Below are 21,207 nucleotides of genomic sequence, written 5' to 3'. Positions count from 1 at the left end.
GATTCTCACCGAGCCCGGGTCAGATACCGCGGAACTCTTCCTCGGTAACGACCCGATAGGCGTGCTCCGCCTCTAGGTACTCCAGCAGCACGACGCGATCGCCGCGCTTGAAGCCTTTGTTTTCTTCCGCACGAACTTTCAGGATCAGCCCGGCGCCGCCGTCTTCCAGCAACGCCTCGCCATGTTGCAGGGTGACCCGCCCGCTGCGCACCACCGCGACCTGGCCCAGCACCGACTTGCTGCTGGTGCTTTCCAGCTTGCGGAACAGCGGCCGCAACGGCCGGCACAGCGTGGCCGCCAGCGGCGCCGCCAGGAACAGCGCGCCCACCGCCACCACGGCGCCCAACGGGTAGCGCAGCCAGCCGAGCGGCAATGCGCTGAGCAGCCACAGCTGGACGAAGTAGCAGAGGAACCAGGCGAAGAAGGACAGCAGGGTCAGCACCAGGGTGACCGGTACGCCGTTGAGTTTCAGCTTCGCCAGCAGCGCGGCGAGGCCTTCGGCCTGGCCGGCGCCATCGACGACCGACTCGGCGTCGAGATCGAGCACATCGATCTCGACCATGCCCAGGGCGACGATGCCCCAGTAGATGATCGCTAGGATCAGAAGAAAGCTGAACAGCACGGTCGGGAACGACAGCGCCGTCTGCAGGAAACCTTCCATTGTCGCTCTATCCCTGAAAAACGGGCCCGGACGCCTTCGCCGGGCCGCGGGCCTATCAGGCCTTGCCCTTTTCCTTCAGGCGCGCCAGCACGCCATCCACGCTGTTGCCCGAGGCCTTGATCCCAGCCGCGCGCAGCTTGGCGTCCAGCGCATCGTCCGGCGCCGCCGCGCTGGCCAGTTCGGCCGCGGCATCCATGGTCGCCGCGCGTTCGGCCTGGCGCTGCTTGATCCGCTCCAGGGAGTCCACCGCGGTCTGCAGCTTGCTCTTCGAGTTGCCGTAGCGCTGGGCAACGGCCATCTGCGCCTTCTGCACGCTCTCGGTGGCCTTGACCGTATCCACCTGTTGCTTGAGCTGGCGGATGTTGCCCTCGGCCTGGCTCACCGACTTGCGCAACTGGGCTACGCTGGCGGCGAATTCCGCGACCTGGGCACGCTCGCCCTCGAGCTGGTTCTCCAGGGTCGCGATCTTCTCCGCGACCTCCCGGGCCAGCTCCTCGTTGCCGGCCTCCAGTGCCTTGATCGCGTATTGCTCGTACTCGGCGACCTGGGCCGCGCCCTTCTCGACGCGCTCCTGGGCCAGGCGGTGGCGGGCCATGATCGAGGCCAGCGCTTCCCGCGACTTGCGCAGTTCGACGTCGGCGTCGCGGATCTCCTGGTCGAGGATGCGCAGCGCCTGGCTGTCGACGATCGCCTCGCCAACCTCGTTGGCTCCGCCGCGCAGGGCGCTCAGCAGCTTGCTCCATACCGTCATGATGGTGTCCTCCCTCAGGCCCGGGCTTTCAGGTAGCCGGCGTAGACTTCCGTGGCGCGGATCACGTTGCCGGCCAGGGTTTCGATTTCGTGCAGCACGCTGGCCAGCGACGAAGTCGTGCTCAACGCGCCGAACATGCTGTAGCAGCGCTCCTCGCCCGGCAGGTTGAGCAGGCCGATGCTCGACAGCGGGAACAGTTGCCGGCTGAGCAGGACCTCTTCGTTGAAGGCGGTCGCGTCGGTAACGTCGCTTTCCGGCCAGAGCAGCGCCTCGACGATGATCTGCTCGCCCTGGGGCGCGACGAACACCGGCAGGTCGCCGTATTCGCGCATGATCACATAGAGACTCGCTTCCGCCCCCTCGATCAGCTCGATCTGGGCCTCGCCGCTGCTGAACAGCTCGGTGCCGCTCAGGGCCTCGGCCAGCGAGCGAGCGTTCCATACCCGGGCTTCCGTCATGTCTTCCTCCTTCTCCAAATGAGCCGCTCCGGCAGCCGGGCGACGCAGCATCCGCTCGATGCCGGCGAGCGCCGCGGCGTTCTCCGGCAAGATCCAGACTTCCTTCTTCACCAGGCCCTGCTCGCGCAGGCGCTGGCGAAAGACACGCTGATAATGGGCTGATGATTTCCGTTGCATGGACTCACACTACGAGATCACATGTAAGATTTCAACAGCTCACATGTAATAAAATCCAACGCACGCGCATATCTACGCCGGGCCGGCCGGAGCATGGAAAAGAAACACGGGGAGGAAAGAGAGAAAGAAATGGCACGAGGGGCCTCCCTGGCTCGGTGTCTGGCGCGCTACATCCTGTATCGACTCCCGCATTAAACCCTCTATGCAAAAGGAATTGAAGGACCGCCGGGCATATCGGGAAAAAACGGGAAACGTCTCACCCTACCGCGGCACCCGCCCGCACCGCCGGCAAATGCTCTAGGCTATGCGCACACTGCAGCCTGACGGACACCGCATGGAACATTCGCCCAAACCGCTGGCCGGCCTGAAGGTGGTCGAGCTCGGCACCCTGATCGCCGGCCCTTTCGCCTCGCGGATCTGCGCCGAGTTCGGCGCCGAAGTGATCAAGATCGAGTCGCCCGACGGCGGCGATCCACTGCGCAAGTGGCGCAAGCTCTACGAAGGCACCTCGCTGTGGTGGTTCGTTCAGGCACGCAACAAGAAATCCCTGACCCTCAATCTCAAGCACGCCGAAGGCCAGGCGATCCTGAAACGCCTGCTCGGCGATGCCGACATCCTGATCGAGAACTTCCGCCCCGGCGTACTGGAAAAGCTCGGCCTGGGCTGGGATGTCCTCCACGCGCTGAACCCGCGCCTGGTGATGGTGCGCCTGTCGGGCTTCGGCCAGACCGGCCCCTACAAGGACCAGCCGGGCTTCGGCGCGGTCGGCGAGTCGATGGGCGGACTGCGCTACATTACCGGCTTCGAGGACCGCCCGCCGGTTCGCACCGGGATTTCCATCGGCGACTCGATCGCCGCCCTGTGGGGCGTGATCGGCGCGCTGATGGCGCTGCGACACCGCGAGGTCAACGGCGGCGAGGGACAGATGGTCGACGTCGCCCTCTACGAGGCGATCTTCGCCATGATGGAAAGCATGGTTCCGGAATTCGACGTGTTCGGTTTCATCCGCGAGCGCACCGGCAACATCATGCCGGGCATCACCCCCTCCTCCATCCACACCAGCGCCGATGGCCGCCACGTACAGATCGGCGCCAACGGCGACGCGATCTTCCGCCGCTTCATGCAGGCCATCGGCCGCGACGACCTGGCCAGCGACCCGCAACTGGCCAGCAACGACGGGCGCGATGCGCGCCGCGACGAACTCTATGGGGTTATCGACCGCTGGGTCGCCTCGCAGCCCCTGGAGGAAGTGCTGGCGGTGCTGGCGCGAGCCGAAGTCCCGGCCAGCCGAATCTACTCCGCCGAAGACATGTTCCGCGATCCGCAATTCCTTGCCCGCGAGATGTTCCTCTCGGCACGCTTGCCGGACGGCAAGCCATTCCGCATGCCTGGCATCGTGCCCAAGCTGTCCGCCACGCCAGGCTCGGCGGATTGGGTAGGCCCGGAACTGGGCGAGCATACCGATGCCCTGCTCGCCGAGCTGGGCTACGACAGCGAGGGCATCGCCGCCCTGCGCCGGGAAGGCGCCATCTGAACGGTACGCGGAGCCCTTCATCGGTGCTCCGCGGACAGGGCGGCCCCTCTCCCCTATCCAGCCAGGGAGAGGGGGTTATCCGCACGCTTCCACAAGCATGGCGCCATCCGGCAAGAGCCGCTGCACCGGCGCGCGCCTTCGGCCTGACCGCCCGATGCGCAACGCGCCCTCGAACGAGACGGTGCTAGCGCGACGAATACAGCAGCACGTGATCCCGCTCGCGGAAGGTCGCCAGCACGTCTTCCTCCATCCGCCCGACCAGCACCTGCAATTCCCGGCGAATGGTCTGCACGGCATCCTCGAGATAGCTTTCGTCGTTCAACTGCACCTTGGCGATGACCCGCTGCAACAGGGTTTCCCCCTGCGGATCGACCAGCGTGACCACCCGTCCGCCATCGGGCCGGGGCTGGCTGAGGGTGAAGGGATGGGGAGCGAAGGCATCGGCCAGTCGTTGCTTCAGGCTGTCCAAATCAGGTCTCCTGTTTCGACGAATAAGACTCGTCAAAGACCGAAAAAACGCGAATAGGGTTCGTCGATGCAAGCATTTACCGGACTAACGGCAGCATCTGGCGAAAGGCCACGTGCCGGCGCAAATAGCCATTCGAGCCGAACCAGGCCAACGCAACGATCAGCCCGCTATAAGGGAAGCACCGGGAAAAACTCCAACCATCCCACCCTCGCGCAACGCCTTCACCTGCTTGAAATTGCAGTATCCGGCGCGTCCGTCAGGCAGTAACAACGAGACTTCCCCCTGCGCATCGAACAGCGAGGATCTCATGACTGCCTTCGCATCCCCCCGCGGCGCCTGGCGCGCCTTCATCCTCGCGCTGGCATTCGCCGCCGGCACGGCACAGGGCTCGCTGCTGTTCGGCGCCGTCGGCCTGGCCAACGACCAGTACGCGCGTCCGGTCGCCGACACCGAGATCGCCAGCACCGCCGTGCTCGCCGATTGTCGTGGCTTCGTCGGGACCATCGCCAGGATCGTCCTGCTGGACGGCTCGATCCGCTGCAACGAGGCTTTCCCCTATGGCTTCGCCAGCCCGATCAGTACCAGCGTCTACTATCCGGCGGACATCGCCGCGTCCGACGCCAAGTTTCCGGTCATCACTTTCGTCGGCGGCATACTTTCCAACGCCGGCAACTATCACGAACTGATGAAACTGTGGGCCAGCCACGGCTTCATCGTGGTGATCTCCTCCGACTTCATCAATTCCTTCCCGCTGATGCACGCCCTCGGCATCCTTGAGGTCGCGAAACTGGACAGGGACCCGGCCTCGGCCCTGCATGGCCGGGCCGACTTTTCCCGGACGCTGGTCGCCGGGCACTCCGCCGGCGGCCAGGCCACACTGCAGAGCGCCAGCCTCTCTGCACAAGCCCTGCAACTCATCGAGCCACGGTTGAAGCTGGTCGGCGCCCTGCCGATCGAGCCAGGCCCCCTGGCCATCGGTTCCACGGTAAAGACCCCGACCCTGCTGCTGACCGGACTGGCCGATGTGGTCGTGCCGCCGCTCAGTTGGCCGATCCTCTGGCAGGGCCCGTTGATCCGCGACGTGCCCGCCTGGGGCGCCACGGCCACCACGGCGACCCACTTCAGCCCGCTGCGACAGATCGAGTACAACGAGTTCGCCGGCATCAGCGTCGCCTGGGTGCTGTACCAGGGAAAGAACGATGCCCAGGCCCGCGACTATTTCGTCGGGCGCTACTACAAGCTGGCCAGCGACATCCAGTTCAACGATCCACTGAGGCTGCTCCGCCCCTCGCGCAACAAACTCGCCGCTGCCCTTTGAGAAGACATGAAAAAGCCCGCCATCAAGGCGGGCTTCTTCCTTTCACGACAGGCTCAGAGCGGCTTGCCGCGATTGCCGTGCTGGCTGACGAAGGCCTGTACCTTGGCCAGCTCGTTCGGCAATACGGTGCAGCGCTCCTCGCGCTCGAACAGGTCGGCGAGGTGCGCAGGCAGCGCCGGCGCCTGGCCGATGCCGGCCTTCTCCACCGCTTCGGGGAACTTGACCGGATGCGCAGTGCCCAGGGTCACCATCGGCACGCTCAGGCTGCGCCGGCATTCGCGGGCGGCACGCACGCCAATGGCGGTGTGCGGGTCGAGCAACTCGCCACAGGAGCGGTATACCTCGGCGATGGTCTCGCAGGTCTGCTCGTCGCTGACCGCCAGGGAGTCGAACAGCTTGCGCGCCTCGGTCCAGCGCTGGTCTTCCACCGACAGCTTGCCGCTGGCCTTGAAGGCATCCAGCAGTTCGGCGACGGCCTTGCCGTTGCGGCCGTGCAGGTCGAACAACAGGCGTTCGAAGTTGGACGAGACCATGATATCCATCGACGGCGACAGCGAGGGATGCAGGGTGTCCTTGTCGTAGCGATTACCGCTCATGAAGCGGTGCAGGATGTCGTTGCGGTTGGTCGCGACGATCAGCTGGCTGACCGGCAGGCCCATGTTGCGCGCCAGGTAGCCGGCGAAGATGTCGCCGAAGTTGCCGGTCGGCACCGAGAACGCCACCGAGCGATGCGGCGCGCCGAGCTGCAGCGCGGCATGGAAGTAGTAGACGATCTGGGCCATGATCCGCGCCCAGTTGATCGAGTTCACCGCTACCAGGCGGGTACCCTTGAGGAAGCCCTGGTCGGCGAAGCTGGCCTTGACCATCTCCTGGCAGTCATCGAAGTTGCCTTCGATGGCGATGTTGTGGATGTTGTCGCCGAGGATGGTGGTCATCTGCCGGCGCTGCACCTCGGACACGCGGTTGTGCGGGTGCATGATGAAGATGTCGACGTTGTCGCAACGGCGGCAGCCTTCGATGGCCGCGGAGCCGGTATCGCCGGAGGTGGCCCCCATGATCACCACGCGCTCGCCGCGCTTGGCCAGCACATGGTCGAGCAGGCGGCCGAGCAGTTGCAGGGCGAAGTCCTTGAAGGCCAGGGTCGGGCCGTGGAACAGCTCCAGCACCCATTCGTTGCCGTTCAACTGGCGCAGCGGCGCCACTGCGTCATGGGCGAAGACGCCATAGGTTTCCTCGAGGATCTTCTTGAAGTCGGCATCGGCGATGCTGCCGGCGACGAACGGGCGCATCACCCGGAAGGCCAGCTCGTGGTAGGGCAGGCCGACCCAGGAGGCGATCTCCTCGAGGGTGAAGCGTGGCAGGTTTTCCGGGACGTAGAGGCCGCCGTCGCTGGCCAGGCCGGCGAGGAGGACATCTTCGAAGTTCAGGGCGGGCGCTTGGCCGCGGGTGCTGATGTAACGCATGTTCAAAACCTTCGCTGTTGACGCGGGCCCGCGAGCGGCGCCCGGCGTTCGATCAATTCAGTTGTTCGACACGGATGCGGACCACCGGCCCGGACACGCCTTCCAGCGCTTCCAGGGCGGCGATGGCATCGTTGATGCGTTGTTCGATGACCCGGTGGGTAACCAGGATCATCGGCACCAGGCCGTCCTGTTCCTCGGCCTCCTTCTGCATGATCGATTCGATGTTGATGCCGCGCTCGGACAGGATGGTGGCCACCTGGGCCAGTACGCCCGGGTGGTCCTTGGCCTGGATGCGCAGGTAGTAGGCGCTTTCGCAGGCTTCGATCGGCAGGATCGGGTGGTCGGACAGCGCGTCCGGCTGGAACGCCAGGTGCGGTACGCGGTTCTCCGGATCGGAGGTCATGGCGCGGACCACGTCGACGAGGTCGGCCACCACCGAGGAAGCGGTCGGCTCCATTCCGGCACCGGCGCCGTAGTAGAGGGTCGAGCCTACGGCGTCGCCGTTGACCATCACCGCGTTCATCACGCCGTTGACGTTGGCGATCAGGCGATCCGAGGGAATCAGGGTCGGGTGCACGCGCAGCTCGAAGCCGCTCTCGGTGCGACGCGCCACGCCCAGGTGCTTGATGCGATAGCCGAGGGCGTCGGCGTAGTTGACGTCGGCGCTGGTCAGCTTCGAGATGCCTTCGGTGTAGGCCTTGTCGAACTGCAGCGGAATGCCGAAGGCGATCGAGGCGAGGATGGTCAGCTTGTGGGCGGCGTCGATGCCTTCCACGTCGAAGGTCGGGTCGGCCTCGGCATAGCCCAGGGCCTGGGCCTCGGCGAGCACGTCGGGGAAGGTACGGCCCTTCTCGCGCATTTCGCTGAGGATGAAGTTGCCGGTACCGTTGATGATCCCGGCCAGCCAGTTGATGCGGTTGGCCGACAGCCCCTCGCGGATCGCCTTGATCACCGGGATGCCGCCGGCGACAGCGGCCTCGAAGGCGACGATCACGCCCTTCTCGCGGGCCTTGGCGAAGATCTCGTTGCCGTGCACGGCGATCAGCGCCTTGTTCGCGGTGACCACGTGCTTGCCGTTCTCGATGGCCTTGAGCACCAGCTCGTGGGCCAGGGTGTAGCCGCCGATCAACTCGACGACCACGTCGATCTCGGGATTGCACGCTACGTCGAAGATATCGGCGGTGATGGGGGTCGCACCGGTATCGCACTTCGGGTTCGGCCGGCGGGCGGCGATCTGCGCAACCTCGATACCGCGCCCGGCACGGCGGGCAATCTCCTCGGCGTTGCGTTTGAGTACATTGAAGGTACCGCCACCGACGGTCCCCAACCCACAGATGCCTACTTTGACCGGTTTCACGCTGGAACTCCCCATCTCACCTACGACGGCCGGACGCGCCGGCCTGCTATGGTTCCCCGATCGAATCGAGGTTGACGCGACCACTGTACGGGCCACGACACATCCTGGCGATGGATTCCGCCAGCGGGCGGCGGAAATCGCCAATGATGAAAACAAAAGAGCCGCACATTACGAAGCGGCTCTTTATTAGTCAATTGTTCGGCAGACCCGGCGCTATTTGGCCTCCAGCGCCAGCTTGGCCAACTGCTTGGCCGGCTGGTAGCCGGGGAGCAACTGGCCATTGGCAAGGACGATCGCCGGCGTTCCCTGCACCCCGACCATCTGGCCCATCTGGAACTGCTTGTCGACCGGGTTCTTGCACTCGGAAGACTTGATCTCCTTGCCGTTCATCATGGCGTCCATCGCCTTGGTCGGCTCCTTCGCACACCAGACCGCCTGCAGTTGCTTGTCGCCCGCCGACTGCGGCCCCTGGCGCGGGAACGCCATGTAGCGCACCTCGATCCCCTGCTCGGTCAGGTCCGGCACCTCGGCATGCAGCTTCTGGCAGTACGGGCAGGTGGTATCGGTGAACACCGTGATGTGCGCCTTGGCCTGGCCCTTGGCCGGATACACCACCATCTCGCTGGCGGGCACGCCGTTGATCGCCTTGGCGATCGCCTGGCTCTCGGCCTTCTCGGTCAGGTTGACCGGCTTGCCGTCCTTCACCTGGTAGAGGTAGCCCTGCATGACGAACTGGCCGTCGGCGCTGGCGTAGAGCACCCGGCCGCCCTTCAGCTGCACCTGGTAGAGCCCCTGCAGCGGGCTGCTGGCGATGGAGTCGATAGGCAGGTCCGGTTGCAGGGCCTGCAGGGTCTTGCGGATGTTCTGATCGGCATTGTCTGCCAGGGCCAGGGTACTCATCAGGCCGAGGGCGGCAGCAGCCAGAAAACGGGTCACGCGCATGTGTCACTCCTGTCGTGCGGTCGGCGAAGCCTACCATAGACCGCTATCCCGACGGGCCCGACGCTTGTCGCAGAACGCTACGAAAGCGCCTCTTTTCGGGTAGGTACGGATTTTTCGGACAAAGCGTCAGCCTCGCGGGTGGTGGCGTGCGTGCAGATCCTGGAGGCGGGCCCGGGCGATATGGGTATAGATCTGGGTGGTCGACAGGTCGCTGTGGCCGAGCAGCATCTGCACCACCCGCAGGTCGGCGCCATGGTTGAGCAGGTGGGTGGCGAAGGCGTGGCGCAGGGTGTGCGGCGAAATCGACGTGCCGATCGCCGCCACCTGCGCGTGATGCTTGATGCGATGCCAGAAGGTCTGGCGGGTCATCTGTTCGCCGCGCAGGCTGGGGAACAGCACGTCGCTGGGCCGCCCGCCGAGCAGGTCGCCGCGGGCCTCGCGCAGGTAGCGTTCGAGCCAGCCGATGGCTTCCTCGCCGAGCGGCACCAGGCGCTCCTTGCTGCCCTTGCCGAACACCTTGACCACGCCCTGGCGCAGGTTGACCTGCTCCAGGGTCAGGCCGACCAGTTCGCTGACCCGCAGGCCGCAGGCATACAGCACTTCGAGCATGGTGCGATCGCGCAGGCCCAGCGGGTCGTCGACTTCCGGCGCCGCCAGCAATGCCTCGACGTCCGCTTCGGAGAGGGATTTCGGCAACGGCTTGCCCAGTTGCGGCAGGTCCACCTGCAAGGTGGGATCCTCGGCGATCAGGCCGTCGCGCAGGCAATAGCGATAGAAGCCACGCAGGCCGGAGAGGAAGCGCGCGGTCGAGCGGGCCTTGTAGCCCTGTTCCAGGCGCCAGGCCAGGTGATCGAGGATGGCGTCGCGGCCGATGCCCTCCAGGCGCAGCCCGCGGCCATCGAGCCAGGCGTTGAACTGCTGGAGGTCGTTGCGATAAGCCTCGCGGGTGTTGTCGGCAAGGCCTTTTTCCAGCCACAGGGCATCGAGGAAACGGTCGATCAGGGGATGTTCGAGGGTACTCATGGATGAAGGCTGCGAACCAAATGAAAGCGCGGCTAGTCTTTCATAGCCTGGGCGCTATCGCGAGCGTTGGCCGTCATCGCCACGTAATGGTTAGTCAGGCCGGTCGACAGGAGGTCGGCCGGCTTCCCGTGCCCGCGGGAAAAAGCGGAGCCATGTGGCTCGATGGTTCGCCCCGGCTCAGGACGAGCGGAGCGACGCTGACAAGGAATCCTCGATGGACCAGAACGCTATCCTGCTCGCCCTCGGCGGCATCGGTGCCGCCGCCCTGCTCAGTCAATGGCTGGCCTGGCGCCTGCGCCTGCCAGCCATTCTTTTCCTGCTGCTGTCCGGGATCGTCGCCGGCCCGCTACTCGGCTGGCTCGATCCGGACGAGATGTTCGGCCCCCTGCTGTTCCCACTGGTATCCCTGGCAGTGGCGCTGATCCTCTTCGAGGGCAGCCTGACCCTGCATTTCAGCGAATGGAAGGAAATCGGCACCGTGGTGCACCGAATGGTGACCATCGGCGCGCTCTCGACCTGGGGCGTGATCGCCCTGGCCGCCCACTACCTGCTCGACTTCAGCTGGGAAATGGCCCTGCTGTTCGGCACCCTGACCCTGGTCACCGGGCCCACGGTGATCGTTCCGATGCTGCGGGTGGTCCGGCCCAAGGCCGCGGTGGCGAACATCCTGCGCTGGGAAGGCATCGTCATCGATCCCATCGGCGCCCTGCTGGCGGTAGTGGTGTACAGCTTCATCATCTCCAGCGGCGAAGGCGATGGCTGGCTACACAGCCTGCAGACCTTCGGTGGAGTGATCCTCTGCGGCAGCCTGTTCGGCATCCTCGGCGGCTGGGCGCTGGGCATCGTCCTGCGCCGCCACTGGCTGCCGGACTACCTGCACAACCTGGCGACGCTGGCCGCGGTGCTGGGCGTATTCATCGCCTCGAACCGGGTGATGCACGAATCCGGACTGCTCGCCGTCACCCTGATGGGCATGGGCCTGGCCAACATGAAGGGCGTCGACGTACGGCAGATCCTGCACTTCAAGGAAAACCTCAGCGTCCTGCTGATTTCCGGCCTGTTCATCCTCCTGGCCGCGCGCCTGGACATCAATGCCCTGCTCGGCCTGGGCCCGGCGGCGCTGCTGGTGCTGCTGCTGATCCAGTTCGTCGCCCGGCCGCTGAACGTGGCGCTGTCGACCTGGGGTTCGCCGCTGAGCTGGCGCGAGCGCGCCCTGCTCAGCTGGATCGCCCCGCGCGGGATCGTCGCCGCGGCGGTCTCGGCGATCTTCGCCATCCGCCTGAGCGCCGAAGGCCATGCCCAGGCGGCGCTGCTGGTGCCGCTGACCTTTCTGGTGATCATCGGCACGGTGGTCCTGCAAAGCGCCACCGCCCGCCCCCTGGCGCGCCTGCTGAAGGTCGCCGAGCCCTCGCCCAGCGGCTACCTGATCGTCGGCGCCAATCCGGTTGGGCGCGCCATCGGCAAGGCCCTGAAGAGCCTCGGCAGCCGCGTGCTGCTGACTGATTCGAGCTGGGAAAACATCCGCGCCGCCCGCATGGACAACCTGCCCACCTATTTCGGCAATCCCACCTCGCAGCACGCCGAAGCCCACCTCGACCTGGTCGGCATCGGGCATTTGCTGGGGGTTTCTCCAGCCGGCGAGCTGAATACCCTGGCGGCCATGCGCTTCCGCCACGAGTTTGGCCATCGCCAGCTGTTCGGCCTGCCGACCAGCCAGGAAGCCAAGCGTACCGACAAGCACCGCTCCAGCGACGAACACCGTGGCCGTCCGCTTGGCCAGCGACCGCTGACCTACGCGCAGTTCGCCAGCCTGCTGTCGCGCGGCGCCGAAATCCGCACCACCCTGCTCACCGACACCTTCGGCTGGAACGACTACCAGGCGCTGCACGGCGAGTCCGCGATCCTGCTGTTCGCCCGCGATCCGAACGGCAGGATGCACGTCGCCACGCCACAGTCCACGCTGGCGCCGGGCACCGGCTGGACGCTGCTGTCGCTGATCGACGCGGAACCGTCAGTCAGCAAGTCGCAGGCTACGGAAATCGCCGACTAGACTTCAACGAACCGACGAAAGACCGTCGTCACCCTATCCAAGGTTGGGTGACAAACGAAGCCCACGAAGAGGATGATTGCATCTAGCCATCATCCTCTTTTTTCATCAGGCCATGACCATGTCCAATCAACAACATTCCCGCCTGGGCCAGATCCTGATCAACAAGGGGCTGATTAGCGCCGCCCAACTGGACGCCGCGATCCAGGCGCAGTTGAGCAACCACAAGCGCCTGGGCGAAACCCTGATCGAGCAGGGCCTGCTGAGCGAACGGCAACTGAAGAAGGCGCTGAAGAAGCAGACCAACCTGCGCCTGGCCGCGACCCTGGTCGCCGCCCTGCTCAGTCCGTTCCAGATGGCCAGCGCCGACATCCAGCGTATGCAGCCGCCAGCGGCCATGAGCCGCCAGGAACTGCCGAAGAACCTGCGTCCGCTGACCGACGTCGAGATGAGCAACGTCAACGCCCAGGGCCTCAACGAAAGCCTCGAGGGCCTGTTCCTGAAGGCCGAGGGCGGCGACGGACTGGCCGCGGTGAAGCAACTGGCGAAGCTGGTGATGCCGATGCTCGACAGCCTGGAGGCGGAAACCTCGATGAGCGACGTTCGCTACGAAACCGGCAAGACGCAAAGCACGCTCAACCCCGACGGCTCGGTCAACCTGCGCCTGCCGAGCAGTATCGGCGAGGTGCGCTTCGACAATATCCGCATTGCCGGCGCGCCGCGCGAGCAGACGTTCGGCAGCGTCAGCCTGCAACAGATCGACCTGTCCCAGGCCTCCCTGAAGATCAGCCTGCGGCCCTGATCCCAACCCAGGGCCGGATCGTCCGGGGATATGGAAAAGGCACCCGTGGGTGCCTTCTTTCTGCCTGTCTCAAGCCGCCTGGCTGGCCGGGAACCCCGGCAGGACCGGAACCGGCCGCTTTTCGTCGTCGATGGCAACGAAGCTGAACAGGCCGTGTATGGCCTTCTCGCGACCGTCGGCGTACATGCTTTCCAGGTACACCTCGACCTCCACCTTGAGGCTGGTGTTGCCGACCTTGACCACCCGTCCGACCAGTTCGACGATCGAGCCCGCCGGGATCGGGTGGTTGAAGTCGATGCGATCGGTGGAAACGGTCACCAGCGGCAGGCGGCAGAAACGGGTCGCGGTGATGAACGAGACCTCGTCCATCCAGGCCAGCGCAGTCCCGCCGAACAGGGTGTTGTGGTGATTGGTGGTGGGCGGGAATACCGCCTTGGTCACACGGGTTTCGGAAAGCTCGGTGCGACGCAGGATTTCTTGCTCTCTGGGGGTCATGCCACGAATACCGGATGGAGTGGCTGCCTGGGTGCCGCGGATGTTGTACTGGTTATGCGCTGCCGTGGGCAGTAGGAAGCGCCGCCGGAAAGGCGAACGCCAGACATGAAAAAAGCAGCCCTCGGGCTGCTTTTCTCGGAGAAGAACCGGATTAGACCAGTTTTTCCTTGATGCGCGCGGCCTTGCCGGACAGGGCGCGGAGGTAGTACAGCTTGGCCTTGCGCACGTCGCCGCGACGCTTGACGCTCAGGCTGTCGACGATCGGGCTGTAGGTCTGGAAGGTACGTTCCACGCCCACGCCGTTGGAGATCTTGCGCACGGTGAAGGCGCTGTTCAGGCCACGGTTGCGCTTGGCGATAACGACGCCTTCGAAGGCCTGCAGACGCTGACGGTCGCCTTCCTTCACCTTGACCTGGACGATCACGGTATCGCCGGGGGCGAACGCCGGGATCTCTTTGTTCATCTGTTCAGCTTCGATCTGCTGAATGATCTTGTTGGTCATGCTGTGCTCCTAAGACCGGCAATCGGCCAGCCATCGATACGTTAACTATCGTCCCGCTGACGGATATATTCCGCCAGCAGCTTCTGCTCTTCTCCAGAAAGCGAGCGGCTATCCAGAAGATCGGCGCGTCGTTCCCAGGTCCGCCCAAGGGCCTGCTGCAAACGCCAACGCCGGATGTGTTCATGGTTGCCACTGAGCAACACTTCAGGAACACGTTTGTCCGCGTACACCTCGGGTCGGGTGTAGTGCGGGCAGTCGAGCAGGCCATCCGTGAAGGAGTCCTCCTCGGCGGAATCTGCATGACCCAATGCACCGGGCAGCAACCGCGTCACTGCATCGACCAGCACCATGGCCGGCAACTCACCGCCGGACAGGACATAATCGCCGATCGACCATTCTTCATCGACGTGCTCTTCGATGAAGCGCTCGTCGATGCCTTCGTAGCGCCCGGCGATGAGGATCAACGCTTCCTCTTCGGCCAGTTCGCGTACGCCCGCCTGCGTCAGCTGGCGGCCTTGCGGCGAAAGGTAGATCACCTTCGCCTTCCTGCCCCCGGCGGCTTGCCTGGCATCCGCCAGCGCGCCCTCCAGAGGCTTGATCTTCATCACCATGCCAGGGCCACCGCCGAAGGGCCGGTCGTCCACCGTCTGGTGGCGGTCCTCAGTGTAGTCCCGTGGATTCCAGCAGGTCAGCGTGAGCAACCCCTGCTTTACCGCACGGCTGGTGATGCCATAGTCACTGATCGCGCGGAACATCTCCGGAAAGATGCTGACGACGCCCACCCACAAACGCTTGTCCATGGATGATCAGAAGTCCGCGTCCCAGTCCACCCGCATCTCGCCAGCGGCCAGGTCGATCGACAGCACGCACTGCCCGGTGTAGGGCAACAGGCGCTCGCGGTCGTCCAGGCTGCCCGCGCAGGGCTTGACCACCATGACATCGTTGGCACCGGTTTCCAGCAGATGGTCGATCACGCCGAGCAACTGCCCGCCCTGGTCGATCACCTTCAGGCCTTCCAGCTGGTGCCAGTAGTACTCACCTTCCTCGAGAGAGGGCAACTCGCTACGCGGGATGCAGATCTCGTAACCGGTGAAGGTGCGGGCCTCTTCGCGATCGTCGAGCCCCTTGAGCTTGGCGGCCAGGACCTTGCCATGCAGGCGCCCCCTGACCAGCTCGGCCTGCCGAATCTCGCCGTCGCGCCGGAGCGTCCAGCGGCGATAGTCCAGCAGGTTGTCCAACGGGTCGGTAAAGGAATACACCTTCACCTCACCGCGGATGCCGTACACCGAAACGATCTTGCCGATCACGACCAGGTCGTCGGCGGGTGTCGGCATTTCACTCATGACGGCTTAGGCGTTTGCCTTGGCAGCGTCCTTGAGCAGCTGAGCAACGCGCTCAGACGGCTGTGCACCCTGGCCGAGCCAGTAGGTAGCACGCTCCTGGTCGACGGACAGACGCACTTCGCCACCAGTCGCAACCGGGTTGAAGAAACCGATGCGCTCGACGAAGCGACCATCGCGCGCATTGCGGCTGTTGGTCACGGTCAGGTGGTAGAAGGGGCGCTTTTTGGAGCCGCCACGAGCAAGACGGATGGTTACCATGTGAACTTCGTTCCTGTAGTCGGTGCTTGCAAAATGAATGCACGCTGGGCCCACGGCCCGAAAGGCCGCATATTCTAAGGATTATCGGGGAATTTGCAAATCTCTTTTTCGGCCACCCATCGGCCGGCGCGGAGAGCGCGGGAAGCACACGGTCCGCCCGCTGGCCGACGGCGCGAAACCGTCGGCGTGGCCAGCGGCCGCGCGTCCGATCAAAGCTTGGGCATGCCCCCCGGGAACATGCTGCCCATGCCTCGCATCATCTTGGCCATGCCGCCCTTGGCGGTGACCTTCTTCATCATCTTCTGCATCTGCTTGTGCTGCTTGATCAGCCGGCCGACGTCCTGCACCTGGGTACCGGAGCCAAGGGCGATGCGGCGCTTGCGCGAGCCGCTGATCATTTCCGGATCGCGCCGTTCGCCGGGCGTCATCGAGTTGATGATCGCCTCCATCTGCTTGAACTGTTTCTCCGCAGCACCCTGGGCATTGCCCATCTGCGCCAGGTTGACCCCGCCGAGCATCGGCAGCTTGTCCATGAGCCCGCCGAGGCCGCCCATGTTCTTCATCTGTTGCAACTGGTCGCGGAAGTCTTCCAGGTCGAAGCCCTTGCCCTTCTTGATCTTCTTCGCCAGCTTCTCGGCCTTGTCGCGGTCGAGGTTCTGCTCAGCCTGTTCGATCAGGCTGAGCACGTCGCCCATGCCGAGGATGCGCGAGGCCACGCGGTCGGGATGGAACGGATCGAGCGCTTCGCTCTTCTCGCCCATGCCGAGGAACTTGATCGGCTTGCCGGTGATCGCCCGCACCGAGAGCGCGGCACCACCACGCGCGTCGCCGTCGACCTTGGTCAGGACCACACCGGTCAGCGGCAAGGCGTCATTGAAGGCCTTGGCGGTGTTGGCGGCGTCCTGGCCGGTCATGGCATCGACCACGAACAGGGTTTCCGCCGGCTTGATCGCCGCGTGCACCTGCTTGATCTCGTCCATCATGTCGGCATCGATGTGCAGGCGGCCTGCGGTATCGACGATCACCACGTCGATGAACTTCAGCCTCGCCTCGCGGATCGCCGCCTCGGCGATGGCCACCGGCTTCTGGCTGACGTCGGAAGGGAAGAAGGTTACGCCGACCTCGCCCGCCAAGGTTTCCAGCTGCTTGATCGCGGCGGGTCGGTAGACGTCGGCGGAAACCACCATCACCGACTTCTTCTTGCGTTCCTTAAGGAAGCGCGCCAGCTTGCCCGCGGTGGTGGTCTTGCCCGCGCCCTGCAGGCCGGCCATCAGGATCACCGCCGGCGGCGCGACGCTCAGCGCCAGGTCCTCGTTGGCCGCCCCCATCAGCTCCTCGAGCTCGGCGCGGACGATCTTCACGAACGCCTGTCCCGGGGTCAGGCTCTTCGAGACCTCGGTACCGACGGCGCGCTCCTTGACCTTGTTGACGAAGTCCTTGACCACCGGCAGGGCCACGTCGGCCTCGAGCAGGGCCATGCGCACTTCGCGCAGAGTGTCCTTGATGTTGTCCTCGGTCAGCTTGGCCTTGCCGGTGACATGGCGAAGCGTCTGCGAGAGGCGGTCTGTAAGGTTTTCGAACATGCGCGATCCTTCCACGGGGGTTGCGGCAAGCGGCGGATTATAACCAAGAGCGCGTCGCGGGACACGCGATGAAAGACGGAGTGTGTGTCCGGCGACGACCGGAGGCCAGCCTCAAGTCCTTGATTTGCCGATGCGTTCCGTCTTTGCCGAAGCGACTGCCGGGCCAGGAGGTCGCGGCGCCCGCGGCAGGCGGCCCGCCAACCCGGCCACAGGTACGAGAGAACTGTTCGCAACGGCTTTCTCGCGACGCTCGATCTATGCCAAACTCCCTTCCTTTCGGGCCCGCGATTACAAGGACTTATGCATCCCCTGCTGCCCAGCCTCATCGCTGCTGTTCTCTATCTCGGCACCGCCGCCTACCAGGGTGCCTGTGTGTCCAAGCGCACCGCGCCGGGCAAACCCCTGCTGCTCCTGTTCGGACTCCTGGCACTGGTCGCCCACGCCTTCAGCCTCTACCAGCAATTGCTGACCCCGGCCGGCCTGGTGCTGGACTTCTTCAACGCCGCCAGCCTGATCGCCGCCGCGGTAATTCTCCTGACCCTGCTGGCGACCTTGCGGATACCGGTGGAGAACCTGCTCCTCCTTCTATTCCCGCTGGGCGCCCTCACCACCCTGCTGGCGGTACTCATCCCCCACGGCACCGTCGAGCCGATCAACGAACAGCCGGGCATCCTGGCCCACATCCTGCTCTCGATCCTGGCCTACGGCCTGCTCACCATCGCGGTGTTCCAGGCGCTCTTGCTGCTGCTCCAGGACTACCGCCTCAAGCACAAGCATCCGTCCGGGCTGATCCGCAACTTCCCGCCCCTGCAAACCATGGAAAGCCTGCTGTTCGGCTTCCTCTGGGGCGGCTGGTCGCTGCTTTCGCTGTCGCTGCTGTCCGGATGGCTGTTCGTCGACAACCTGTTCGCCCAGCACCTGGCGCACAAGACCATCCTGTCCTGCTTCGCCTGGGTGGTCTTCGCCGTGCTCCTCTGGGGTCGCCACCAGCTCGGCTGGCGGGGCCACAAGGCGATCCGCTGGACCCTGGCCGGTTTCTGCCTGTTGATGTTGGCGTACTTCGGCAGCAAGCTGGTGCGGGAATTCATCCTGCACATCTGATGGGCCTCCTTCATGGATGAGCTGCACCCCGGGTACCTGGTCGGCCTGCTGGTTCTCTTGGTCGCCTGCTCGGCGTTCTTCTCCTGCGTCGAGACCGCCCTGCTCAACCTCGACCGTTACCGCCTGCGCCTGCAGGCCAAGCAAGGCCTGCGCGGGGCCCGGCGCAGCAGTTGGCTGCTGCTGCACGACGACCGCCTGCGCGGCACCCTGTTGTTCGGCCGCACCCTGGTCAACGTCAGCGCCGCCGCCCTGGCCAGTTGGGCCGCGCTGCGCCACTGGGGCGTCATCGGCCTGGCCGTCGCCATCCCCGGCATGACCCTGCTCCTGCTGCTGTTCGGCGCCCTGCTGCCGCGCCGCTACGGCGCCCTTCGCTCGGAACGCGTCGCCCTGCCGCTCAGCCTGCCGCTCCTGATCCTGCAGCGCCTGTGCTGGCCCCTGCTGTGGCTACTGACCCTGCTGAGCAACGCGCTGCTGCGCCTGCTCGGCGTCGCCGCGGCGGAACAGGACGACAGCGGACGCAGCCGCGACGAAGAGGCCCTGCATCCGGCCGACAACCCCCAGGCCAGCGAGGTCAACCGACATGACATGCTGCTCGGCCTGCTGGACCTGGAGAAGGTCACGGTCAACGACCTGATGATCCCGCGCAACGAAATCGAAGGCATCGACCTCGACGACGAACTCGAGGTCATCGTCGAGCAGTTGCGCACCACCAGCCACACCCGCCTGCCGGTCTACCGCGACGACGTCAACCAGATCGAAGGGGTCGTGCACATGCGCCAGATCGCGCGCCTGCTGACCCAGGGCCGCCTGACCAAGGAGAATCTCCGCCAGGCCTGCATGGAGCCGTATTTCGTGCCGGAAAGCACGCCGCTGTCGACCCAGTTGGTGAACTTCCAGAAGGAGAAGCGCCGTATCGGCGTGGTGGTCGACGAATATGGCGAGGTGATCGGCATCGTCACGCTGGAGGACATCCTCGAAGAGATCGTCGGCGACTTCAACGACCTCGACAGCCTCGACAACCCGGATATCCAGGCCCAGGAGGACGGCAGCTTCGTCATCGACGGCAGCGCCAACCTGCGCGAGCTGAACAAGTCGCTTGGCTGGCAATTGCCCTGCGACGGCCCGAAGACCCTCAACGGCCTGGTCACCGAAGCCCTGGAGCAGATCCCCGATTGCGCGGTGTGCCTGCGCATCGGCCCCTACTGCCTGGAAATCCAGCAGTCGGCGGAAAACCGTGTGAAAAGCGTGCGCGCCTGGCATCCCCGCGCGCTGACCCCGCTGGTCGAAAGCGACGCCAGCGTCTGATCCGGGATTGCCGAACCGGCCCCGCGGCGCTCTATAATCGACCCCAGCTTATCCAGCCCTGCCGCCGGTTCCGCCGCTACCCGTAGCCCGAGCCCCGGCCAGTCACCCGCCAGTCCCGCCTGCCCGCCCGGCCCCGATGCCGACGGTACCAGCCGGCGCACGGCGCGCAGCCCCATCCTCCCTGCGCGACCGATCTCGTCCGCCCCACCCGGGCGCCGCGCCGCCGCATCGGCGCACTGGCCATAACCATCCGGCCGCACGGAAGCACTCCGTCGTGCCCCGACTGCCAGGGACCTTCCCACCATGACCGCCGCCACCCTCGCCGCCGACGCCGCTCCGGAACCGGCCAACTCGACCACCCGGGTCGCAGTCGCCAGCTTCATCGGCACCGCCATCGAGTTCTACGATTTCTACGTCTATGCCACTGCCGCCGCCCTGGTGATCGGTCCGGTATTCTTCCCGCAGACATCCGGCACCGCGCAGATGCTCAGCGCCTTCCTCACCTTCGGCATCGCCTTCCTCGCCCGTCCGCTGGGCTCGGCGCTGTTCGGCCACTTCGGCGACCGCATCGGGCGCAAGTCGACCCTGGTCGCCTCGCTGCTGCTGATGGGGGTATCCACCACCCTGATCGGCGTCCTCCCCGGCTACGACAGCATCGGCTACTGGGCGCCGTTGCTGCTCTGCGTGCTGCGCTTCGGCCAGGGCCTCGGCCTCGGCGGCGAGTGGGGCGGCGCTGCGCTGCTGGCCACGGAGAACGCGCCGGCCGGCAAGCGCGCCTGGTTCGGCATGTTTCCCCAGCTCGGCCCGTCGATCGGCTTCCTCGCCGCCAACGGCCTGTTCCTGGCCCTGGCGATGCTGCTCAGCGAGGAGCAGTTCCGTGAGTGGGGCTGGCGGATCCCGTTCCTGCTCAGCGCGGCGCTGGTTGTGGTCGGCCTCTACGTACGCCTGAAGCTGGCGGAAACCCCGGTGTTCGCCAAGGCCATGGCCAAGCACGAGAGGGTCCGCCTGCCGATCGCCGAGCTGTTCGCCCAGCACTGGCGGCCGACCCTGCTCGGCGCCCTGGCGATGGTGGTGTGTTATGCGCTGTTCTATATCTCCACGGTGTTCTCGCTGAGCTACGGGGTGGCCAGCCTCGGCTTCAGCCGCGAGGAGTTCCTTGGTCTGCTGTGCCTCGCGGTGCTCTTCATGGCCGCCGCCACGCCGCTGTCGGCCTGGCTCAGCGACCACTTCGGACGCAAGCCGGTACTGCTGCTCGGCAGCCTGGCGGCGATCGCCTCCGGCTTCGCCATGGAGCCGCTGCTCAGCCAGGGCTCGACGTTCAGCGTCGCCCTGTTCCTCTGCATCGAGCTGTTCCTGATGGGGGTCACCTTCGCCCCGATGGGCGCGCTGCTGCCGGAAATATTCCCCACCCACGTGCGCTACACCGGCGCGTCGGCGGCCTACAACCTGGGCGGCATTCTCGGCGCCTCGGTGGCGCCCTATATCGCCCAGAAGCTGGTCGGCATCGGCGGCCTGGGCTGGGTCGGCGGCTACGTCTCCGCAGCGGCGCTGCTCAGCCTGCTGGCGGTGCTGTGCCTGAAGGAAACCCGCGACAACGACCTCGGCGCAGTGTCCTGAG

The 21,207-nt window shown here is 65.4% G+C and carries 21 protein-coding genes; 7 read left to right on the top strand and 14 right to left on the bottom strand.

From position 1 onward, the window contains the following. Positions 1 to 19 precede the first annotated feature (19 nt). The 3 genes from ACM0M4_RS07295 to bacA are packed head-to-tail and all read right to left on the bottom strand — an operon-like array spanning position 20 to position 2,047. On the bottom strand, positions 20 to 661 hold the full coding sequence (locus ACM0M4_RS07295; RefSeq protein ID WP_003100672.1) for a hypothetical protein: 642 nt from the start codon (positions 659 to 661) through the stop codon (positions 20 to 22). A 55-nt stretch (positions 662 to 716) separates the two neighbouring features. After that, positions 717 to 1,412 carry a PspA/IM30 family protein gene (locus ACM0M4_RS07290; RefSeq protein ID WP_003092609.1) on the bottom strand — a complete coding sequence of 232 codons (696 nt, stop codon included), beginning with the start codon at positions 1,410 to 1,412 and terminating at the stop codon, positions 717 to 719. Between the two features lie 14 nt (positions 1,413 to 1,426). Then, positions 1,427 to 2,047, bottom strand: a complete 621-nt coding sequence (bacA, locus tag ACM0M4_RS07285; protein ID WP_003092612.1) for a biofilm formation regulator BacA — start codon at positions 2,045 to 2,047, stop codon at positions 1,427 to 1,429. A gap of 304 nt (positions 2,048 to 2,351) precedes the next feature. On the opposite strand from bacA, the gene ACM0M4_RS07280 reads away from it, so the two are divergent. Continuing rightward, the gene (locus tag ACM0M4_RS07280) at positions 2,352 to 3,581 is read left to right on the top strand and encodes a CaiB/BaiF CoA transferase family protein (RefSeq protein WP_003143193.1); all 1,230 of its coding nucleotides are present in this window, start codon (positions 2,352 to 2,354) and stop codon (positions 3,579 to 3,581) included. Between the two features lie 184 nt (positions 3,582 to 3,765). On the opposite strand, the gene ACM0M4_RS07275 is transcribed toward ACM0M4_RS07280, so the two are convergent. Next, entirely contained in the window at positions 3,766 to 4,050 is a 285-nt protein-coding gene (locus ACM0M4_RS07275; protein ID WP_003092618.1) for a DUF3509 domain-containing protein, read from the bottom strand. Between the two features lie 112 nt (positions 4,051 to 4,162). On the opposite strand from ACM0M4_RS07275, the gene ACM0M4_RS07270 reads away from it, so the two are divergent. After that, entirely contained in the window at positions 4,163 to 5,368 is a 1,206-nt protein-coding gene (locus ACM0M4_RS07270) for a poly(ethylene terephthalate) hydrolase family protein (protein WP_073652101.1), read from the top strand. Between the two features lie 53 nt (positions 5,369 to 5,421). Here ACM0M4_RS07270 and thrC read toward each other — a convergent pair whose 3' ends face one another. The 4 genes from thrC to xerD form a co-directional block, all read right to left on the bottom strand. Further along, positions 5,422 to 6,831, bottom strand: coding sequence for a threonine synthase (thrC, locus tag ACM0M4_RS07265; RefSeq protein WP_003092622.1), 1,410 nt, complete (start codon positions 6,829 to 6,831; stop codon positions 5,422 to 5,424). A 52-nt stretch (positions 6,832 to 6,883) separates the two neighbouring features. Next, positions 6,884 to 8,188 (bottom strand): homoserine dehydrogenase, encoded by a 1,305-nt coding sequence (locus ACM0M4_RS07260; RefSeq protein WP_003100657.1) that lies wholly within the window; start codon positions 8,186 to 8,188, stop codon positions 6,884 to 6,886. 213 nt (positions 8,189 to 8,401) lie between these two features. After that, positions 8,402 to 9,130: a bifunctional protein-disulfide isomerase/oxidoreductase DsbC gene (gene dsbC / locus ACM0M4_RS07255; RefSeq protein ID WP_003092626.1), complete on the bottom strand. Its 729-nt coding sequence runs from the start codon at positions 9,128 to 9,130 to the stop codon at positions 8,402 to 8,404. 126 nt (positions 9,131 to 9,256) lie between these two features. Further along, positions 9,257 to 10,153 (bottom strand): site-specific tyrosine recombinase XerD, encoded by an 897-nt coding sequence (xerD, locus tag ACM0M4_RS07250; protein WP_003092629.1) that lies wholly within the window; start codon positions 10,151 to 10,153, stop codon positions 9,257 to 9,259. 214 nt (positions 10,154 to 10,367) lie between these two features. Here xerD and ACM0M4_RS07245 point away from each other — a divergent pair, with 214 nt between their 5' ends. Together ACM0M4_RS07245 and ACM0M4_RS07240 are read left to right on the top strand one after the other, a co-directional pair. After that, positions 10,368 to 12,203 carry a cation:proton antiporter gene (locus ACM0M4_RS07245; RefSeq protein ID WP_003100653.1) on the top strand — a complete coding sequence of 612 codons (1,836 nt, stop codon included), beginning with the start codon at positions 10,368 to 10,370 and terminating at the stop codon, positions 12,201 to 12,203. A gap of 112 nt (positions 12,204 to 12,315) precedes the next feature. Continuing rightward, positions 12,316 to 13,002, top strand: coding sequence for a hypothetical protein (locus ACM0M4_RS07240; RefSeq protein ID WP_003119314.1), 687 nt, complete (start codon positions 12,316 to 12,318; stop codon positions 13,000 to 13,002). Between the two features lie 69 nt (positions 13,003 to 13,071). Here ACM0M4_RS07240 and ACM0M4_RS07235 read toward each other — a convergent pair whose 3' ends face one another. The 6 genes from ACM0M4_RS07235 to ffh all read right to left on the bottom strand — a co-directional run bounded on the left by ACM0M4_RS07235 (position 13,072) and on the right by ffh (position 17,183). Continuing rightward, positions 13,072 to 13,497 carry an acyl-CoA thioesterase gene (locus ACM0M4_RS07235; protein ID WP_003092635.1) on the bottom strand — a complete coding sequence of 142 codons (426 nt, stop codon included), beginning with the start codon at positions 13,495 to 13,497 and terminating at the stop codon, positions 13,072 to 13,074. Between the two features lie 151 nt (positions 13,498 to 13,648). Beyond that, complete coding sequence (gene rplS / locus ACM0M4_RS07230; protein WP_003092637.1) at positions 13,649 to 13,999, bottom strand: 50S ribosomal protein L19; 351 nt, start codon at positions 13,997 to 13,999, stop codon at positions 13,649 to 13,651. Between the two features lie 41 nt (positions 14,000 to 14,040). Next, a complete protein-coding gene (gene trmD, locus ACM0M4_RS07225) occupies positions 14,041 to 14,799 on the bottom strand; it encodes a tRNA (guanosine(37)-N1)-methyltransferase TrmD (RefSeq protein ID WP_003119312.1) in 759 nt (252 codons plus the stop codon). 6 nt (positions 14,800 to 14,805) lie between these two features. Further along, positions 14,806 to 15,333 (bottom strand): ribosome maturation factor RimM, encoded by a 528-nt coding sequence (gene rimM / locus ACM0M4_RS07220; protein ID WP_003092640.1) that lies wholly within the window; start codon positions 15,331 to 15,333, stop codon positions 14,806 to 14,808. 15 nt (positions 15,334 to 15,348) lie between these two features. Beyond that, the gene (gene rpsP, locus ACM0M4_RS07215) at positions 15,349 to 15,600 is read right to left on the bottom strand and encodes a 30S ribosomal protein S16 (RefSeq protein ID WP_003092643.1); all 252 of its coding nucleotides are present in this window, start codon (positions 15,598 to 15,600) and stop codon (positions 15,349 to 15,351) included. A 209-nt stretch (positions 15,601 to 15,809) separates the two neighbouring features. Then, positions 15,810 to 17,183, bottom strand: coding sequence for a signal recognition particle protein (gene ffh, locus ACM0M4_RS07210; RefSeq protein WP_003092645.1), 1,374 nt, complete (start codon positions 17,181 to 17,183; stop codon positions 15,810 to 15,812). Positions 17,184 to 17,483: 300 nt separating this feature from the next. On the opposite strand from ffh, the gene ACM0M4_RS07205 reads away from it, so the two are divergent. From ACM0M4_RS07205 to ACM0M4_RS07195, 3 genes are all read left to right on the top strand, one after another. Next, positions 17,484 to 18,284 carry a cytochrome C assembly family protein gene (locus tag ACM0M4_RS07205; RefSeq protein WP_003092649.1) on the top strand — a complete coding sequence of 267 codons (801 nt, stop codon included), beginning with the start codon at positions 17,484 to 17,486 and terminating at the stop codon, positions 18,282 to 18,284. A 12-nt stretch (positions 18,285 to 18,296) separates the two neighbouring features. After that, positions 18,297 to 19,589: an HlyC/CorC family transporter gene (locus ACM0M4_RS07200; protein ID WP_003111904.1), complete on the top strand. Its 1,293-nt coding sequence runs from the start codon at positions 18,297 to 18,299 to the stop codon at positions 19,587 to 19,589. A gap of 303 nt (positions 19,590 to 19,892) precedes the next feature. After that, positions 19,893 to 21,206: an MFS transporter gene (locus ACM0M4_RS07195; RefSeq protein WP_054376267.1), complete on the top strand. Its 1,314-nt coding sequence runs from the start codon at positions 19,893 to 19,895 to the stop codon at positions 21,204 to 21,206. Position 21,207: the final 1 nt, after the last annotated feature.

The organism is Pseudomonas sp. 18-147 (assembly GCF_051048045.1).
Classification (GTDB): domain Bacteria; phylum Pseudomonadota; class Gammaproteobacteria; order Pseudomonadales; family Pseudomonadaceae; genus Pseudomonas; species Pseudomonas aeruginosa.
This window is presented reverse-complemented; position numbering and strand designations above follow the sequence as displayed.

Coding starts and splice junctions, on each gene's coding strand:
- ACM0M4_RS07295 (WP_003100672.1), bottom strand. CDS start 661: ATGGAAGGTTTCCTGCAGACGGCGCTGTCGTTCCCGACCGTGCTGTTC.
- ACM0M4_RS07290 (WP_003092609.1), bottom strand. CDS start 1,412: ATGACGGTATGGAGCAAGCTGCTGAGCGCCCTGCGCGGCGGAGCCAAC.
- bacA (WP_003092612.1), bottom strand. CDS start 2,047: ATGCAACGGAAATCATCAGCCCATTATCAGCGTGTCTTTCGCCAGCGC.
- ACM0M4_RS07280 (WP_003143193.1), top strand. CDS start 2,352: ATGCGCACACTGCAGCCTGACGGACACCGCATGGAACATTCGCCCAAA.
- thrC (WP_003092622.1), bottom strand. CDS start 6,831: ATGCGTTACATCAGCACCCGCGGCCAAGCGCCCGCCCTGAACTTCGAA.
- dsbC (WP_003092626.1), bottom strand. CDS start 9,130: ATGCGCGTGACCCGTTTTCTGGCTGCTGCCGCCCTCGGCCTGATGAGT.
- xerD (WP_003092629.1), bottom strand. CDS start 10,153: ATGAGTACCCTCGAACATCCCCTGATCGACCGTTTCCTCGATGCCCTG.
- ACM0M4_RS07245 (WP_003100653.1), top strand. CDS start 10,368: ATGGACCAGAACGCTATCCTGCTCGCCCTCGGCGGCATCGGTGCCGCC.
- ACM0M4_RS07240 (WP_003119314.1), top strand. CDS start 12,316: ATGACCATGTCCAATCAACAACATTCCCGCCTGGGCCAGATCCTGATC.
- ACM0M4_RS07235 (WP_003092635.1), bottom strand. CDS start 13,497: ATGACCCCCAGAGAGCAAGAAATCCTGCGTCGCACCGAGCTTTCCGAA.
- rplS (WP_003092637.1), bottom strand. CDS start 13,999: ATGACCAACAAGATCATTCAGCAGATCGAAGCTGAACAGATGAACAAA.
- trmD (WP_003119312.1), bottom strand. CDS start 14,799: ATGGACAAGCGTTTGTGGGTGGGCGTCGTCAGCATCTTTCCGGAGATG.
- rimM (WP_003092640.1), bottom strand. CDS start 15,333: ATGCCGACACCCGCCGACGACCTGGTCGTGATCGGCAAGATCGTTTCG.
- rpsP (WP_003092643.1), bottom strand. CDS start 15,600: ATGGTAACCATCCGTCTTGCTCGTGGCGGCTCCAAAAAGCGCCCCTTC.
- ffh (WP_003092645.1), bottom strand. CDS start 17,183: ATGTTCGAAAACCTTACAGACCGCCTCTCGCAGACGCTTCGCCATGTC.
- ACM0M4_RS07205 (WP_003092649.1), top strand. CDS start 17,484: ATGCATCCCCTGCTGCCCAGCCTCATCGCTGCTGTTCTCTATCTCGGC.
- ACM0M4_RS07200 (WP_003111904.1), top strand. CDS start 18,297: ATGGATGAGCTGCACCCCGGGTACCTGGTCGGCCTGCTGGTTCTCTTG.
- ACM0M4_RS07195 (WP_054376267.1), top strand. CDS start 19,893: ATGACCGCCGCCACCCTCGCCGCCGACGCCGCTCCGGAACCGGCCAAC.